Annotated in this window: 15 protein-coding genes; 5 read left to right on the top strand and 10 right to left on the bottom strand. The window is 67.2% G+C overall.

The window, feature by feature from the left end; all coding sequences use genetic code 11:
* Positions 1-110 precede the first annotated feature (110 nt).
* Positions 111-527: a YbaN family protein gene (locus tag KVS69_RS00450; protein ID WP_095362982.1), complete on the bottom strand. Its 417-nt coding sequence runs from the start codon at positions 525-527 to the stop codon at positions 111-113.
* Between the two features lie 57 nt (positions 528-584).
* A complete protein-coding gene (locus KVS69_RS00445; RefSeq protein WP_217535724.1) occupies positions 585-2,702 on the bottom strand; it encodes a S9 family peptidase in 2,118 nt (705 codons plus the stop codon).
* 97 nt (positions 2,703-2,799) lie between these two features.
* Here KVS69_RS00445 and KVS69_RS00440 point away from each other — a divergent pair, with 97 nt between their 5' ends.
* Entirely contained in the window at positions 2,800-3,987 is a 1,188-nt protein-coding gene (locus tag KVS69_RS00440) for a pyridoxal phosphate-dependent aminotransferase (RefSeq protein ID WP_176472591.1), read from the top strand.
* 137 nt (positions 3,988-4,124) lie between these two features.
* On the opposite strand, the gene KVS69_RS00435 is transcribed toward KVS69_RS00440, so the two are convergent.
* Positions 4,125-6,218 (bottom strand): prolyl oligopeptidase family serine peptidase, encoded by a 2,094-nt coding sequence (locus KVS69_RS00435; protein WP_217535722.1) that lies wholly within the window; start codon positions 6,216-6,218, stop codon positions 4,125-4,127.
* 34 nt (positions 6,219-6,252) lie between these two features.
* The gene (locus KVS69_RS00430; RefSeq protein ID WP_217535720.1) at positions 6,253-6,609 is read right to left on the bottom strand and encodes a hypothetical protein; all 357 of its coding nucleotides are present in this window, start codon (positions 6,607-6,609) and stop codon (positions 6,253-6,255) included.
* A 164-nt stretch (positions 6,610-6,773) separates the two neighbouring features.
* On the opposite strand from KVS69_RS00430, the gene KVS69_RS00425 reads away from it, so the two are divergent.
* The gene (locus KVS69_RS00425) at positions 6,774-7,376 is read left to right on the top strand and encodes a lipocalin family protein (protein WP_217535718.1); all 603 of its coding nucleotides are present in this window, start codon (positions 6,774-6,776) and stop codon (positions 7,374-7,376) included.
* Here KVS69_RS00425 and KVS69_RS00420 read toward each other — a convergent pair whose 3' ends face one another.
* From KVS69_RS00420 to KVS69_RS00400, 5 genes are all read right to left on the bottom strand, one after another.
* Positions 7,377-7,679 (bottom strand): HigA family addiction module antitoxin, encoded by a 303-nt coding sequence (locus KVS69_RS00420; RefSeq protein ID WP_095363104.1) that lies wholly within the window; start codon positions 7,677-7,679, stop codon positions 7,377-7,379.
* Positions 7,680-7,690: 11 nt separating this feature from the next.
* On the bottom strand, positions 7,691-7,969 hold the full coding sequence (locus KVS69_RS00415; protein WP_217535715.1) for a type II toxin-antitoxin system RelE/ParE family toxin: 279 nt from the start codon (positions 7,967-7,969) through the stop codon (positions 7,691-7,693).
* A gap of 132 nt (positions 7,970-8,101) precedes the next feature.
* Positions 8,102-8,791 (bottom strand): methionine ABC transporter permease, encoded by a 690-nt coding sequence (locus tag KVS69_RS00410; protein WP_217535714.1) that lies wholly within the window; start codon positions 8,789-8,791, stop codon positions 8,102-8,104.
* Positions 8,788-9,795 carry a methionine ABC transporter ATP-binding protein gene (locus KVS69_RS00405; RefSeq protein ID WP_217535859.1) on the bottom strand — a complete coding sequence of 336 codons (1,008 nt, stop codon included), beginning with the start codon at positions 9,793-9,795 and terminating at the stop codon, positions 8,788-8,790. Before KVS69_RS00405 ends, KVS69_RS00410 begins: the two co-directional genes overlap by 4 nt.
* Before the next feature lie 132 nt (positions 9,796-9,927).
* Positions 9,928-10,824 (bottom strand): DMT family transporter, encoded by an 897-nt coding sequence (locus KVS69_RS00400; protein ID WP_217535713.1) that lies wholly within the window; start codon positions 10,822-10,824, stop codon positions 9,928-9,930.
* Between the two features lie 78 nt (positions 10,825-10,902).
* On the opposite strand from KVS69_RS00400, the gene KVS69_RS00395 reads away from it, so the two are divergent.
* The 3 genes from KVS69_RS00395 to KVS69_RS00385 are packed head-to-tail and all read left to right on the top strand — an operon-like array spanning position 10,903 to position 12,779.
* A complete protein-coding gene (locus KVS69_RS00395) occupies positions 10,903-11,385 on the top strand; it encodes a YajQ family cyclic di-GMP-binding protein (protein WP_095362991.1) in 483 nt (160 codons plus the stop codon).
* Between the two features lie 6 nt (positions 11,386-11,391).
* On the top strand, positions 11,392-11,985 hold the full coding sequence (locus tag KVS69_RS00390) for a DUF1415 domain-containing protein (RefSeq protein ID WP_095362992.1): 594 nt from the start codon (positions 11,392-11,394) through the stop codon (positions 11,983-11,985).
* Complete coding sequence (locus tag KVS69_RS00385; protein WP_217535712.1) at positions 11,976-12,779, top strand: SDR family oxidoreductase; 804 nt, start codon at positions 11,976-11,978, stop codon at positions 12,777-12,779. The genes KVS69_RS00390 and KVS69_RS00385 overlap by 10 nt, the downstream gene beginning before the upstream one ends.
* Before the next feature lie 119 nt (positions 12,780-12,898).
* Here the strand turns inward: KVS69_RS00385 and KVS69_RS00380 are convergent, their stop codons facing one another.
* Entirely contained in the window at positions 12,899-14,929 is a 2,031-nt protein-coding gene (locus KVS69_RS00380; protein ID WP_217535711.1) for a M3 family metallopeptidase, read from the bottom strand.
* Positions 14,930-14,983 lie beyond the last annotated feature (54 nt).

The following is a 14,983-nucleotide window of genomic DNA, read 5'->3' as shown; positions in this document are numbered from 1 at the left end:
GAGCGAAAGGACAGGTGTGCCGATTCAATGAACGCCCAGATGGGACCGGTGCGCCCGGACCGGTGACTGCCGCCGCGGGTAGCGCCGGCCGTTGGCCGGCCCAGGCAGCGCTAGGGCGGCAACGGCCGGGTCCACAGCCACGCCGCCACCACCGTCATGCAGCCGATCGACAGCCACTTCACCCAGGCGATCGGCACGCACCACAGCATGATGCCGGCGCACACCGCCATGGTCAGGGTGGCCATCCATTTGCCCTTGCGGCTGACCGCGCCATGCGCCTGCCAGTTGCCGATGGCCGGGCCGAACCGTGGGTGCTGCAGCAGCCAGGTGTGCAGGCGCTCGGAACCGCGTGAGGCGGCCCAGGCCGAAATCAGGATGAACACCGTGGTCGGCAGGCCGGGCACGAAGATGCCGACGATGCCGGTGCCCAGGCTGGCATAGGCAAGCAACCACCAGGCCCAGCGGAAGCGCACCGGTGGCCGCGCAGGCGCGGCATCGGGGTGCTCGGGGCGTTCGGGCAGGGTCATGCCCTGAGGATAGCGAGGCCCGGCGCCGACCGCGATGGTCGGCGCCGGCACGCAGCGTTACGGCGCCGTATCGACGCCCAGCTGGTCGAGCACGAACGCATACGACTCGGCCAGCTCCAGGTAACGCTGGAAGCGGCCGGACTTGCCGCCGTGGCCGGCTTCCATGTTCGTGCGGAACACGATCGGCGCGGTGCCGGTGTTGTCGTCGCGCAGGCGCGCCACCCACTTGGCCGGCTCCCAGTACTGCACCTGCGAATCCCACAACCCGGTGCCGACGAACAGCGACGGGTAGGCCTGGCGCTGCACGTTGTCATACGGGGAGTAACCCAGCATGTAGTCGTAGTACTCGCGGTTTTCCGGGTTGCCCCACTCGTCGTATTCGTTGGTGGTGAGCGGGATGCTGGCATCCAGCATGGTGGTCACCACGTCCACGAATGGCACCTGTGCCACCATCACCCGGTAATCCTGCGGGGCCTGGTTGGCCACCGCACCCATCAGAAGGCCGCCGGCGCTGCCACCGGACGCGGCCACCCGGTCCTTGGCGGCATAGCCCTGCCGGACCAGTTCGCGGGTGACATCGACGAAGTCGTTGAAGGTGTTCTGCTTCTTCAACAGCTTGCCGTCCTCGTACCAGGCGCGGCCCATTTCCTCGCCGCCGCGGATGTGCGCGATGGCATACACCACGCCGCGATCGAGCAGGCTGACCACGGTCTGGTTGAAGCCCGGGTCCATCGACATGCCATAGCTGCCGTAGGCGTACTGATACAGCGCGCCCGTGCCGTCCTTCCTGAAACCGTTGCGGTAGACCAGCGACACCGGCACCTTGGCGCCGTCACGCGCGGTCACCCACACCCGTTCGGTGGTGTACTGCGCCGGGTCATAGCCGATCACCGGCTGCTGCTTGAGCTGGCGGCGCTCACCGGTGGTGGTGTTGAGCTCGTAGGTGGTGGTCGGCGTGGTCAGCGAGGTGTAGGCATAGCGCAGCCACGGCGTATCCGCTTCCGGATTGGCGGCCAGCCCCATGGAGTACGCCGGCTCGTCGGCCTTGACGTAGTCCTGGCGCCCATCGGCGAACAGCAGGCGCACCCGCTCCAGCGCGTTGGAGCGCTCGGCGATCGCGGTGAAGCCGTCGAACAATTCGAAGCCCTCCACCAGCACGTTGTCATCGTGCGCCACCCAGTCGGTCCACTGGCTGCGTGCGGTGGCATCGGTGGGCGCGGTGACGATCTTGAAGTTCTTCGCACCGGCATCGTTGGTGCGGATCACCCAGCGCCCACCGAAATGGTCGGCGTCGTATTCCACATCGCGCGCACGTGGCGCCAGCACCGTAAACTGCTGCGGGTTGGCGGCGGGTGCGTAGCGGCTTTCCGAGCTGACGGTGCTGTGCAGGTCGATGGTGATGAAGCGGTCGTCACGGGTGCGGCCCACGCCCATGTAGAAGCTGTCGTCCGCTTCCTCGTACACCAGCACGTCGCTGCGGGTCGGGGTACCCAACACGTGCTTCTTCACCCGCACGGTGAGCAGGGTTTCCGGGTCGTTTTCCACGTAGAACAGCGTGCGGTTGTCGTCGGCCCAGACCACGTTGGCCGAGACATTCTCAATGCGGTCCGGCAGCACCTCACCGGTGCGCAGGTCCTTGAAACGGATCACATACTGGCGGCGGCCGACGTCGTCCTCGGCCCAGGCCAGCAGGTGGTTGTCCTGGCTTACGTCGGCATCGCCCACGTCGAAGTAGCCCTTGCCCTCGGCCATCACGTTGAGGTCGAGCAGGATTTCTTCCGGCGCGTCCATGCTGCCCTTGCGGCGCGCCTGGATCGGGTAGTCCTTGCCGGTTTCGTAGCGGCTGTAATACCAGTAGCCGCGCTCGCGCGCCGGCACGCTGGCATCGTCCTGCTTGATGCGGCCGACGATCTCCTTGTACAGGGTGTCCTGCAGCGGCTTGAGCGGGGCCATCACCTGGTCGGTGTAGGCGTTCTCCGCATTCAAATAGGCCAGCATGGCCGGCGCTTCGCGCTTGTCGTCCCGCAGCCAGTAGTAATCGTCATTGCGGGTCGCACCGAACGGAGTGGTGACCGCGTGCGGATGCTTCTCGGCGTCGGGTGGGGTCAGCGCGGGGGCGGCATGCACGGAAGCGGTCATCAGGGTGGCAACCAGAAAAGGAAGGGGGGATTTCACGAGATAGGGCTCCTTGCCAGTGAATGCAATGGTGGCCAGTCTGGCGGCGCGGCGGCACCCACGGCAAGCGCGCAGGCCCTCGCCTATCATGGGGTGCATGAGCACCCGCATCCCCACGGCCGGCTACAGCCGCCGCAGCCAGGAAATCGAACCCTTCCACGTGATGTCCCTGCTGGCCCGCGCGCAGGCGTTGGAACAGGCCGGCCATGATGTGATCCACCTGGAGATCGGCGAGCCGGACTTCACCACGGCCGCGCCCATCGTGCAGGCCGGCCAGGCCGCGCTGGCCGCCGGGCATACCCGCTACACCGCCGCGCGCGGGCTGCCGGCCCTGCGTGCGGCCATCGCCGGGTTCTACGGCACCCGCTACAACCTGGACCTGGACCCGGAGCGGATCCTGGTCACCCCGGGCGGCTCGGGCGCGCTGTTGCTGGCCAGCAGCCTGCTGGTCGATCCCGACCGCCATTGGCTGCTGGCCGACCCGGGCTACCCGTGCAACCGCCATTTCCTGCGGCTGGTGGAAGGCGCGGCGCAACTGGTGCCGGTGGGGCCGCACACCGCCTACCAGTTGACCCCATCCCTGGTGGACACCCATTGGAATGCCGCCAGCGTCGGTGCGCTGGTGGCGTCACCGGCCAACCCGACCGGTACGGTGTTGTCGGCGGCGCAGCTGGCTGCGCTGTCGCAGTCGTTGAAGGCGCGTGGCGGCCACCTGGTGGTGGATGAGATCTACCACGGCCTCACCTACGGCATGGATGCGCCAAGCGTGCTGCAGGTCGACGACGAGGCGTTCGTGCTCAACAGCTTCTCCAAGTACTTCGGCATGACCGGCTGGCGGCTGGGCTGGCTGGTGGCACCGCCGCAGGCCGTGGCGGATCTGGAGAAGCTGGCCCAGAACCTGTACATCAGCGCCTCCAGCATTGCCCAGCATGCCGCGCTGGCCTGCTTCGAGCCGGACACCATCGCCCTCTTCGAGCAGCGCCGCCACGCCTTCCAGGCACGCCGCGACTACCTGCTGCCCGCCCTGCGGGCGTTGGGCTTCCGCATCGAGGTCGAACCGGAAGGCGCGTTCTATCTCTATTGCGACGTCAGCGGGTTCACCGATGACGCGCAGGCCTTCTGCGCGCACTTCCTGGAAACCGAGCACGTTGCATTCACCCCGGGCCTGGATTTCGGGCATTACCGCGCCAACCAGCACGTGCGGCTGGCGTATACGCAGGAAATTCCGCGATTGGAAGAAGCCGTGGCAAGGATCACGCGCGGCCTGGAAACCTGGAAGGGCTGAAAAAAAACGCCGCGCATCACGCGCGGCGTTCAAAAGGGGTGGAGCCAACCAGACGCCCCACCACCCGGAGGAGAAGCTTGCCCGCGCCGCGGCGGGCAAGCATCGACGGGTAGCCCCGGCCGTTGGCCGGAAACCGGTTATTTCAACCGTTCCCACAGGAAGCTGTAGGCCAGCGCCGACATGTGCGCGGCCTGCGCATTGTTCGCCGCGCCGCCGTGGCCGCCTTCGATGTTCTCGTAGTAGGTGACGTCCTTGCCCGCCTCGATCATCTTCGCCGCCATCTTGCGGGCATGGCCCGGGTGGACGCGGTCGTCACGGGTCGAGGTGGTGAACAGCACCGGAGGATACGTCTTCTTCGGATCGAACAGGTGGTACGGCGAGAAGGTTTGAATGTACGCCCAGTCGGCGGTGTCGGGGTTGCCGTATTCGGCCATCCACGAGGCGCCGGCCAGCAGGTGGCTGTAGCGCTTCATGTCCAGCAGCGGCACCTGCACCACCACCGCCCCGAACAGTTCCGGGTACTGGGTGAGCATGTTGCCGGTGAGCAGGCCACCGTTGCTGCCGCCCTGCACGCCCAGGTGCCGGGGCGAGGTGATCTTCCGGCTCACCAGGTCGCGGGCGACTGCGGCCATGTCCTCATACGCCTTGTGCCGGTTCTGCTTCAGCGCCGCCTGGTGCCAGCGCGGGCCGTACTCGCCACCGCCACGGATGTTGGCCACCACATATACGCCGCCCTTTTCCAGCCAGGCGCGGCCCATGCCGCCGGAGTACGACGGGGTCAGCGAGATCTCGAAGCCGCCGTAACCGTACAGCAGGGTCGGGTTGGACCCGTCCAGCTTCATGTCCTTGGCATGCACCACGAAGTACGGCACGCGGGTGCCGTCCTTGCTGGTGGCGAAGTGCTGCTCGATCACCTTGCCTTCGGCAGCGAAAAACGCCGGCATGGTCTTGAGCACTTCCGGCTGCTTGCCGATCTCAGCCAGCGCCAGGGTGGTCGGGGTCAGGTAGTCGGTGACGGTCATCCACACCGCATCGCTTTCGTCGGCATCCACCGCGCCTACCGCCACGGTGCCGAACGAGGGCGCGCCGGTGAAGTCGCTCTTCTTCCAGCCCTCGGCCGACGGCGTCAGCACCTGCAGGCGGCTCTTGACGTCATCAAGCACGTTCAGCACCAGGTGGTTCTTCGTCCAGCTCGAGCCGGCCAGCGAGGTGGTCGCGGTGGGGGCGAACAGCACCTCGAAATCACGCTTGCCGGCAATGAAGTCGTCCAGCCTGGTGATCAGCAGCGAACCGGCGGCATAGGTCTTGCCACCCACCGTCCACGGATCGCGCAGCTCCAGGGTGAGCCACTGCTTGCGCAGGCCTTTTTCGGCCGAGTTCGGCGCATCGATCTTGGTCAGCGTGCCATCGTCGGCGCGCAGGTAGATCTCGTTGTTGTAGAAGGCCAGCGTGCGGCTGACCAGGTTGCGCTCATAGCCGGGCGTATCGTCGTGCATCGCCGCGATGTACATGTCATCGGGCTTGCCTTCGTAGACCACGCTGGCCGCCGACAGCGGCGTGCCGCGCTTCCACAGCTTGGCCACCCGCGGGTAGCCGGAGGTGGTCATGCTGTCCTTGCCGAAATCGGTGTAGACGAACACGGTGTCGCGGTCGATCCAGCCCAGCCCGCCCTTGGATTCGGGACGGAAGAAGCCGTCCTTGATCCAGCGCTTGTTGGCCAGGTCGAATTCGCGGGTCACGTCGGCATCGGCGCCACCGCGCGACAGCGCGATGAGGCAGCGGGTGTACTCCGGGCGCAGGCATTCGGCACCGTGCCATACCCAGTTCTCGCCTTCGGCCTTGTTCAGCGCGTCCAGGTCGAGCACGGTCTCCCACTTCGGGGCCGGCTTGCGGTACTCATCCAGCGTGGTGCGCCGCCACAGGCCGCGCTCGTGCTGCTTGTCCTTCCAGAAGTTGTAGTAGTACTCGCCGATCTTCTGCACGCCCGGGATCTTGGCATCCGAATCGAGCACCTCGCGGATGCTGGCTTCCATCTGCTTGAAGGCCGGGGTCTGGGCCAGGCGGCCTTCGGACTTGGCGTTCTGCTGCTTGACCCAGTCCAACGACGTGTCGCCGGTGACATCTTCCAGCCAGGCGTAGGGATCGGCGGGGGTCTCAGCGGCCATCGCGGTTCCAGCGGCACCAGCAGAGAACAGGCCTGCCATCAGGCAGGCAGAGGCGAGTCGTGACATTGCGGCTCCAGGCGGTCATATCCCCCGGACGCTATCACACGGCCTGCCCCGCTCCCCCCTGTCGAAGGTCAGGGCGAAGGCGGGGAGCCGCGCGGCGGACCCGGCGCCGCGCCTGCGGGCCGCGCCGGCGGCGGGCCTGCCAGGCCAACAGCGACGTCGGCAGGCGGAAGCGGTACAGGCTCCACCACGCCAGGCACGGCATGCCGACCAGCCACATCGGCAACCACCCCACCCATTCACTGCTGCCACGCGCGGCCGGCCACACCAGCACCACGGCCAGACCGGCCAAGGCCAGCTGGCGAACGCCCCGCAGGATGCGGGGATCGGGGGCCTGCAGGGCGCGGGTGCCAGGCTGCGGGGTGCGGCAACGGCGCGAAGACGACAGGGTCATGACAGGGCTCCATGCGAAAGTGATGCGTCACCTTGCCGTGCTGCCATCTCACAGGCTGCGACCTTCGCATTCCCGCCATTGACGTTCTCTTCCGTCCCACCCACCATGCCTGCAGCCACGCTGACCGACCCATGGCCTGTACCACCACTGGAGCTTTTCGCCGCATGTCTTCGAACCGCCCGCTTCGCGTTGTCCTGCTGCTGTCGACGCTGTCGCTGCTGTCCGCCTGTGCGTTCGGCGACAGCAAGCCGACCCCGGTGCCGACGGTCAGCACCCCGGCCAGCGCGCCGATCGACCTGCAGCGGTTCATGGGCACCTGGTACGTCATCGGCCGCGTGCCGAACCCGGTCGAGCGTGGCCACGTGGCCAGCGTGAACCAGTACACGCTGCGCGGCGACCAGAAGGTCTCGATCACCTATCGGTTCCGCGACGGTTTCTCGCAGCCGCAGCAGGAGCTGACCGTGCGTGCCTCGGTGGACGAGGAGAGCGGCAACCACAACTGGCGCACCTGGTTCTACAAGGTGGTGCCGACCCATACCCGCGTACTGGAAGTGGCGCCGGACTATTCGTGGGCGATGCTGGGGTACCCGGGCCGCGAGATGGCCTGGATCTTCGCGCGCAAGCCGGACATGGACAAGGACCTGTACAAGGAACTGGCCACCCGCCTGCGCGACCAGTACGGGGTCAACACCGACAAGCTCAAGCGCGTGCCGCAGCACCCCGAGCAGGTGGACCGCCTGGGCTACGAGGTTCCGAACGTAAGGTGATCAGGCCGCAACGCGCGGCATGACCCTGCGTTCGATGTCCTGCCACGTAGACAGGGTCTTGAGGTCGTATTCGGCCTGCAGTGCGAGCCACGAGGCGGCGTCACCGCCGAAATGGCGCGCCAGCCGGGCCGCCGTATCCGCGGTGACGCCCCGGGTTTCATGCACGATGGCATGCAGCCGGGTGGCCGGTACGTCCAGGGCACGCGCGAGCGCATTGATGCTCAGCTCGAGCGGCACCATGAATTCCTCCCGCAGGATTTCGCCCGGGTGGATGGCCCTCAGTTTGTTGGCGGCACGGCTCATGGTCGGCATCCTCAGTGGTAATCAACGATTTCGACATGGCACGGACCTGCATCCGTCCAGGTGAAACACACGCGCCATTGGACATTGATGCGGATGCTGAACTGCCCTCGTCGTTCGCCCGCCGGCGCTTCAAGACGGTTGCCGGGCGGACTGCGCAGGAACTGCAGGGTCTGCGCCGCGTCCAGCATCTGCAGCTTGCGCTCGGCAACCGCCTGGATGCTGCGGAACCGTCGCGGGCATCGGCCTTCGAACAGGGCAAGCGTATGGCGGCAGCGGAAGGACTGGATCATTCCGTTTAGCGTAATACGCTGAACGGAATATAGCACAGACGCGGATCACGCAATGCCGACGCGGTCGAACGTCGGATCAATCCGATCGCCGGTTCGTATCGCCAGGCTCAATGATTGCGCCAGGCGCACCCCTTACTTGCGCGAATACCGCCCCACCAGCCAGTCACCCAGCATCTGCAGCAGTTGGACCAGCACCAGCAGCAGCACCACGGTGACCAGGGCCACATCGGTGTGCGAGCGCTGGTAGCCGTCGCGGAAGGCCAGGTCGCCCAACCCACCGGAGCCGATCGCGCCGCCCATGGCGGTGAAGCCGATCAGGGCGATCACCGTGACGGTGGCGCCGGCGATCAGGCCCGGCCGTGCTTCGGGCAGCAGCACCCGGCTGACAAGCTGCCAGGTGGTGGCGCCCATCGCCTGGCTGGCTTCGATCACGCCACGATCCACTTCGCGCAGCGCGGTTTCCACCAGGCGCGCGTAGAACGGTGCGGCACCGATGACCAGCGGCACGATCGCACCGCGTACGCCGAGCGAGGTGCCCATCATCCACAGCGTGATCGGAATCAGCACGATCATGAGAATGATGAAAGGCACCGAGCGCAGCAGGTTGACCAGCAGCGCCAGCCCGCCATACAGCACCGGCTTGCGGTGCAGCTGCGGCGAACCGGTCAGGAACAGCAGCACGCCCAGCGGCAGGCCGATGGCCAGCGTGAGCGGCAGTGAGCCGGCCAGCATCAGCAGGGTGTCGACGGTGGCCTGGCCGATATCGGCCCATTTGGCGGCGTCGAGGTGGCGGAAGAACCCGCCCGCAGTAGCGATGATCATCGGCGCAGCTCCTCCAGGTGGACGCCGGCGGCAACGAAGCCGGCCTGCGCGGCCTGAACGTCGCCGCCTACCAGCGATACCGTCAGCTGGCCATACGGGGTGTCCTTGATGCGGTCGATGCGGCCGGACAGGATGTTGTAGTCCACCCCCGTCTCGCGGGCGATGCGGCCCAGCACCGGCTCATAGGTATCGGTACCGAGGAAGGTCAGGCGCACGATGCGCCCGGCCACGGCGTCGAAATCCTTGTGCAGCTCGCCTTCGTCGACCTGCTCGGATTCATTGACGAAGCGGCGCGTGGTCGGATGCTGCGGGTGCAGGAACACCTCGGTGACCGGCCCGGTTTCTACCAGGTGGCCAGCATCGAGCACGGCCACGCGGTCGCAGACGCGGCGGATCACATCCATCTCGTGGGTGATCAACACGATGGTCAGGCCCAGCTCGCGGTTGATCCGGCCCAGCAGCTTCAGCACCGAGGCGGTGGTCTGCGGGTCGAGCGCACTGGTCGCTTCGTCGCACAGCAGGATCTGCGGGCGGGTGGCCAGGGCGCGGGCGATGCCGACGCGCTGCTTCTGGCCGCCGGACAGCTGTGCCGGATACTTGTTGGCGTGCGCCTCCAGGCCCACGGTGTGCAGCAGTTCGTCCACGCGCGCGTCGATGTCCGCACGCGGGGTACCGGCCAGCTCCAGCGGGAAGGCCACGTTGGCCGCTACCGTACGCGAGGACAGCAGGTTGAAGTGCTGGAAGATCATGCCGATCTTCCGGCGCAGCGCACGCAGGCCGTCGGTGTCCAGCGCGGTGACGTCCTCGCCGTTGATCAGCAGGCGGCCACCGGTGGGTTCTTCGAGCCGGTTGATCAGCCGGATCAGGGTCGATTTGCCCGCGCCGGAATGGCCGATGATGCCGAACACTTCGCCGGCCTCGATGGTCAGGTCGAGCGGCTGCAGCGCGGCGATCGCGCGGCCGCCGACGGCATAGGATTTGTGCAGGCGCTGGAACTCGATCACTTCGCGGTCAACCGGGGCATCGACGGGAGGGGGCGTGCAGCCTACCAGCGCGGGACGGCCCTGGCCCGCGCGGCAGCAGCGAATCATATTCCGTTTGATTATAAGGCGGCGTCATCGCCCGCCCGGCGGCGCTCAGGGATGGTCCAGCGGCTGCGGCGCCCGCACCTGGCGGACCCGCTCGCGGTGCAGCAGGTACAGCCCGGAGGCCACGATGATCGCCGCGCCCAGCCAGGTGAAGCGGTCCGGCAGCACGTCCCAGAACAACAGGTCCCAGCCGATCACCCAGACCAGCCCGGTGTATTCCAGCGGGGCGATCAGCGAGGCCTCGCCCAGCTGGAAGGCGCGGGTCAGGGCTACCTGGCCACCCGCCCCGGCCAGGCCCATGCCGGCGATCAGCCAGCCATGGCGCAGCTGCAGCGGCTGCCAGTCCGGGATCGCCAGCAACCCGGCGCCCAGCGCCAGGATCACCAGGAACCAGACCACCATCGACTGCGGCGTATCGGTGCGGGTCAGCATGCTGACGGTGATCGCCGCCACCGCATAGGCGGTGGCGGCCAGCAGCACCATCAGGCCCGGAATGGAAATGAAGCCATCCACGCCGGGACGCAGCACCACCAGCACCCCAACCAGGCCGATGCCGATGGCGATCCAGCGGCGCGGCCCGACGTATTCACCGAGCAGCGGCACCGACAGCGCGGCGATCAGCAGCGGCGCGACGAAATAGATGGTGTAGGCGGTGGACAGCGGCAGGCTGCGCAGGGCGAACACGAAGCACCCGATCATGGCCATGCCGAGCAGCCCGCGCAGCAGGTGCAGGCCCCACCGGACCGGGATCAGCGAGCGCGGCCCGGCCGTGGCCAGCACCCAGACCAGCACGAACGGCAGCGACGCCGCGCCACGCAGGAAGGTGACCTGCAGGGTCGGGTAGCTGGAGGACAACTGCTTCATGCCCGCATCCATCAGCGAGAAGCAGGCCACGGCCATGAGCATCCAGGCGACGGCACGGGTGGGGGTGCGTTGGGATTCCATGGCCCATTATCACCGCCCTTGCCGGGACGTCCATGCAGGGTTGTTAGAATGGCGGCTTCACCTGCAGGAGTTTGCCCCATGCCCTCTTTTGACGTCGTTTCCGAAGTCGACATCCACGAACTGACCAACGCGGTCGACCAGGCCAACCGGGAGCTGTCCACCCGCTTCGACTTCAAGGGCGTGGACGCGAAGTTCGTGCTGGAAGACAGCGTCATCAGCCAGTCCGCCCCCAGCGACTTCCAGCTGCAGCAGATGACCGACATCCTGCGCCAGCGCCTGACCGCGCGGAAGATCGACGCTGCCTGCCTGGAATTCGGCGATATCGAAACCAACCTCGCCGGCGCCCGCCAGAAGATCACGGTCAAACAGGGCATCGAACAGAAGGTCGCCAAGAAGATCGCTGCGGCAATCAAGGAAGCCAAGCTCAAGGTCGACAGCCAGATCAACGGCGACAAGCTGCGCGTGACCGGCAAGAAGCGCGACGACCTGCAGGACGTGATGGCCCTGCTGAAAAAGGGAACGTTCGAGGTACCTCTGCAGTTCGACAATTTCCGCGACTGATTGCCCATGAATGACATGCCCCTCATCGCCGACACCGCGCCGGACGGCAGCGATCCCATCGCGGAAACCCGGCGTTGGCTGGAGCAGATCGTCATCGGCCTGAACCTGTGTCCGTTCGCCAAGGCCGTGTACGTGAAGGACCAGGTGCGCTTCGTGCTCAGCGACGCCACCACCGTCGAAGCGCTGGTGGAAGAACTCGCCGAAGAGCTGGTGCTGCTGCGCGACACCCCGGCCGAGCAGATCGACACCACGCTGATCGTGCACCCGGACGTGCTGACCGATTTCCTGGATTACAACGACTTCCTCGACAACGCCGATGCCGCGATCGAAGCCTTGGACCTGCAGGGCATCCTGCAGGTAGCCAGCTTCCACCCGCAGTACCAGTTCGCCGGGGTCGCGCCGGATGACGTGAGCAACTACACCAACCGCGCGCCCTACCCGACCCTGCACCTGCTGCGCGAAGACAGCGTGGAACGCGCCGTGGCCGCCTTCCCGGACCCGGACGTGATCGTCGAGCGCAACATCGAAACGCTGGACAAGCTGGGCATCGAAGGCTGGACCCGACTGCTCGGCCGCAAGGACACCCCCCGGTGCCACTGACCCCCGCCATCACCGACTGGCCCGCACAACCGCTGCGCGACCGCGTGGTGATCGTCACCGGTGGCGCGCAGGGCGTAGGCCGTGGCATCGCGCAGGCGGTGCTGGGCGCCGGCGGCAGCGTGATGATCGCCGACCTGGACGCCGACGCCGGCCGCGCCTGCCTGAAGGAATGGGCACTGCCGGAGCGCGCTGCGTTCCAGCGCGCGGATGTCGCCAGCGAACGCAGCGTGCAGGCGCTGGTCAAGGCAACGCTGAAGCGTTTCGCGCGGATTGATGGGCTGGTCAACAACGCCGGGATCGCCAGCGCGCATGGCACCCCGCTGGCGGAGATGACCCTGGCCGAATGGCAGCGCCGCCTGTCGAGCCTGCACGGCGCGTTCCTGTGCAGCAAGCACGCACTGCCGGCGCTGCGCGCGCAGGCCGGCGGGTCAATCATCAACATCGCCTCCACCCGCGCCTGGCAGTCCGAGCCGGACAGCGAAGCCTATGCGGCGGCGAAGGGTGGGCTGGTGGCGTTTACCCACGCGCTGGCGATCAGCAGCGGGCCCGATGTGCGGGTCAACAGCATCAGCCCCGGCTGGATCACCACCGATGCCTGGCAGGCCCCGGCCCGGCGGCGCACGCCGAAGCTGTCGCGCCGCGACCACGCGCAGCATGCGGTGGGGCGTGTCGGCCAGCCGGAAGACATCGGCGCGCTCGCGGTGTTCCTGCTCTCGGACCTGTCCGGCTTCATCACCGGACAGGACCACATCGTCGATGGCGGCATGAGCCGCACGATGATCTACGCCGAGTGATTCACCGCCGTGCCGACCAACGGTCGGCACCTACCCGGATCCATGGTACGTGCGGACCAACGGTCGGCACCCGCCCCGAATCACCGGTAGGTACCGACCGTTGGTCGGTACCCATCGCATCAACCGGCCATGCCGTTGTGGCGCAGCAACGCGTCCACGTTCGGCGCACGCCCGCGGAACGCGGCGAAATTCTCCGCTGCACTCCGGCTGCCGCCCCGCGACAACACTTCATCGCGGAAGCGCCTGCCCGTTTCGGCCACCTGCTCCGGCGCTTCCTCGAATGCGGCGTACGCATCGGCGCTGAGCACCTCGGCCCACTTGTAGCTGTAGTAGCCCGCCGCATACCCACCCGCGAAAATGTGGCTGAACTGGTGCGGGAAGCGGTTCCATTCCGGCGGGCGGTTGACCGCCACTTCGTCGCGCACGCGTTCCAGCAGCTGCAGCACGCTGTCCTGCACCGGATCGAAACTGCTGTGCAGCTGCATGTCGAACAGCGCGAACTCCAGCTGGCGCACGGTGAACATGCCGCTCTGGAAATTGCGCGCGGCCAGCATCCGGTCAAACAGCGCGCGCGGCAGCGGCTCGCCGCTGTCCACATGCGCGGTCATGGCCTGCACGCGGTCCCATTCCCAGCAGAAATTCTCCATGAACTGGCTGGGCAGCTCCACCGCATCCCATTCCACGCCGTTGATGCCAGCCACGCCGAGCTCGCCGATGCGGGTCAGCAGCTGGTGCAGGCCATGGCCCATTTCATGGAACAGCGTGGTCACTTCGTCGTGGCTGAAGGTCGAGGCCTTGCCATCGGCGCCCTTGCCGAAGTTGCACACCAGATACACCAGCGGCGTCTGCACGCCCTGCGCGGTATCGCGGCGGTTGCGGCAGTCGTCCATCCACGCGCCGCCGCGCTTGCCTTCGCGCGCGTACAGGTCCAGGTAGAACTGGCCGACCAGCGCGCCCTGCGCATCGACCAGGCGGAAGAAGCGCACGTCCGGATGCCACACCGGCGCCTGGTCGGGCTGCACCTGCAGGCCATAGAGGCCGTGGATGACGCTGAACAAACCCTCCAGCACCTTCGGCTCGGTGAAGTACTGCTTCACTTCCTGCTCGGAATAGCTGTAACGCGCCTGCTTCAGTTTCTCGGAGGCAAAGGCGAGGTCCCACGCTTCCAGCGCAGGCAGGCTCAGCTCGTCGCGTGCGAATGCGTCCAGCTCGGCGCGATCGCGCTGCGCGTAGGGTTTCGCACGCGCTGCCAGGTCGCGCAGGAAACCCAGCACCTGCGGCGCATCATCGGCCATCTTGGTGGCGATGGAGTACTCGGCGTAGTTGGCAAAGCCCAGCAGGGCCGCCAGCTCGGCGCGCAGCGCCAGCACGCGATCGATGTGCGCGCTGTTGTCCAGCTTGGGATCGCCGAACTCAGAGGCGCGCAGCGCGTTGGCGCGGTACAGCGTCTCGCGCAGCGGGCGGTGTTCTGCATAGGTCTGCACCGGCAGGTAGCACGGCATCTGCAGGGTCAGCTTCCAGCCTGGAAGAACGTCCTTCTCCGCGGCGGCGCGCGCAGCGGCGACCACATCGTCGGGCAGGCCGGCCAGCTCGCTGCGGTCTTCCACGTGCAGCGACCACGCATCGGTCGCATCGAGCACGTTCTGCGAGAACGTCGCCGACAGCGCCGAGAGCTCCTCGCGGATCGCGCTGTAACGCGCCTTGCCGGCCTCGTCCAGCTCGGCGCCGCCCAGGCGGAAATCCCGCAGCGCGTTGTCCAGCACCTTGCGCCGGGCCGGGTCGTACTGCGTCGCTTCCGGCGTGGCGGCGAGCGCGCGGTACTGCTCGAACAGCGCCAGGTTCTGGCCGAGCGCGCTGCCAAAGCGGGTCACCTTCGGCAGGTTGCTGTTGTAGGCCTCGCGCAGCGCCGGGGTGTTCACCACCGCCTGCAGGTGGCCGACCTGGCCCCAGGCGCGCCACAGGCGTTCGGTGGCATCGTCCAGCGGCTCGACGAAGCTGGCCCAGCTGACCGGCTGCACGGTTTCGGCGGCTTTCACCGCCGCTTCGGCCTGCGCCAGCAAGGTGTCGATGGCCGGCCCGATGTGCTCGGGCTGGATCGCATCGAAACGGGGCAGGCCGGAAAAATCGAGCAGGGGATTGGCAGGGGTCACAGGGGTCTCCAGACAGCGGGGCCGGCACGCCGGCGTTTCCCACGATATGGCACC

The organism is Stenotrophomonas sp. GbtcB23 (assembly GCF_019091045.1).
GTDB classification, from domain to species: domain Bacteria; phylum Pseudomonadota; class Gammaproteobacteria; order Xanthomonadales; family Xanthomonadaceae; genus Stenotrophomonas; species Stenotrophomonas rhizophila_A.
The sequence above is the reverse complement of the archived record's forward strand: the minus strand, read 5'-3'. Positions and strand labels throughout refer to the sequence as shown.

What these genes read in the sequence shown, in the direction of transcription:
- KVS69_RS00435 (WP_217535722.1), bottom strand. Translation starts at nt 6,218, where the DNA reads ATGTCACGACTCGCCTCTGCCTGCCTGATGGCAGGCCTGTTCTCTGCT.
- KVS69_RS00430 (WP_217535720.1), bottom strand. Translation starts at nt 6,609, where the DNA reads ATGACCCTGTCGTCTTCGCGCCGTTGCCGCACCCCGCAGCCTGGCACC.
- KVS69_RS00425 (WP_217535718.1), top strand. Translation starts at nt 6,774, where the DNA reads ATGTCTTCGAACCGCCCGCTTCGCGTTGTCCTGCTGCTGTCGACGCTG.
- KVS69_RS00390 (WP_095362992.1), top strand. Translation starts at nt 11,392, where the DNA reads ATGAATGACATGCCCCTCATCGCCGACACCGCGCCGGACGGCAGCGAT.
- KVS69_RS00420 (WP_095363104.1), bottom strand. Translation starts at nt 7,679, where the DNA reads ATGAGCCGTGCCGCCAACAAACTGAGGGCCATCCACCCGGGCGAAATC.
- KVS69_RS00415 (WP_217535715.1), bottom strand. Translation starts at nt 7,969, where the DNA reads ATGATCCAGTCCTTCCGCTGCCGCCATACGCTTGCCCTGTTCGAAGGC.
- KVS69_RS00440 (WP_176472591.1), top strand. Translation starts at nt 2,800, where the DNA reads ATGAGCACCCGCATCCCCACGGCCGGCTACAGCCGCCGCAGCCAGGAA.
- KVS69_RS00400 (WP_217535713.1), bottom strand. Translation starts at nt 10,824, where the DNA reads ATGGAATCCCAACGCACCCCCACCCGTGCCGTCGCCTGGATGCTCATG.
- KVS69_RS00410 (WP_217535714.1), bottom strand. Translation starts at nt 8,791, where the DNA reads ATGATCATCGCTACTGCGGGCGGGTTCTTCCGCCACCTCGACGCCGCC.
- KVS69_RS00450 (WP_095362982.1), bottom strand. Translation starts at nt 527, where the DNA reads ATGACCCTGCCCGAACGCCCCGAGCACCCCGATGCCGCGCCTGCGCGG.
- KVS69_RS00395 (WP_095362991.1), top strand. Translation starts at nt 10,903, where the DNA reads ATGCCCTCTTTTGACGTCGTTTCCGAAGTCGACATCCACGAACTGACC.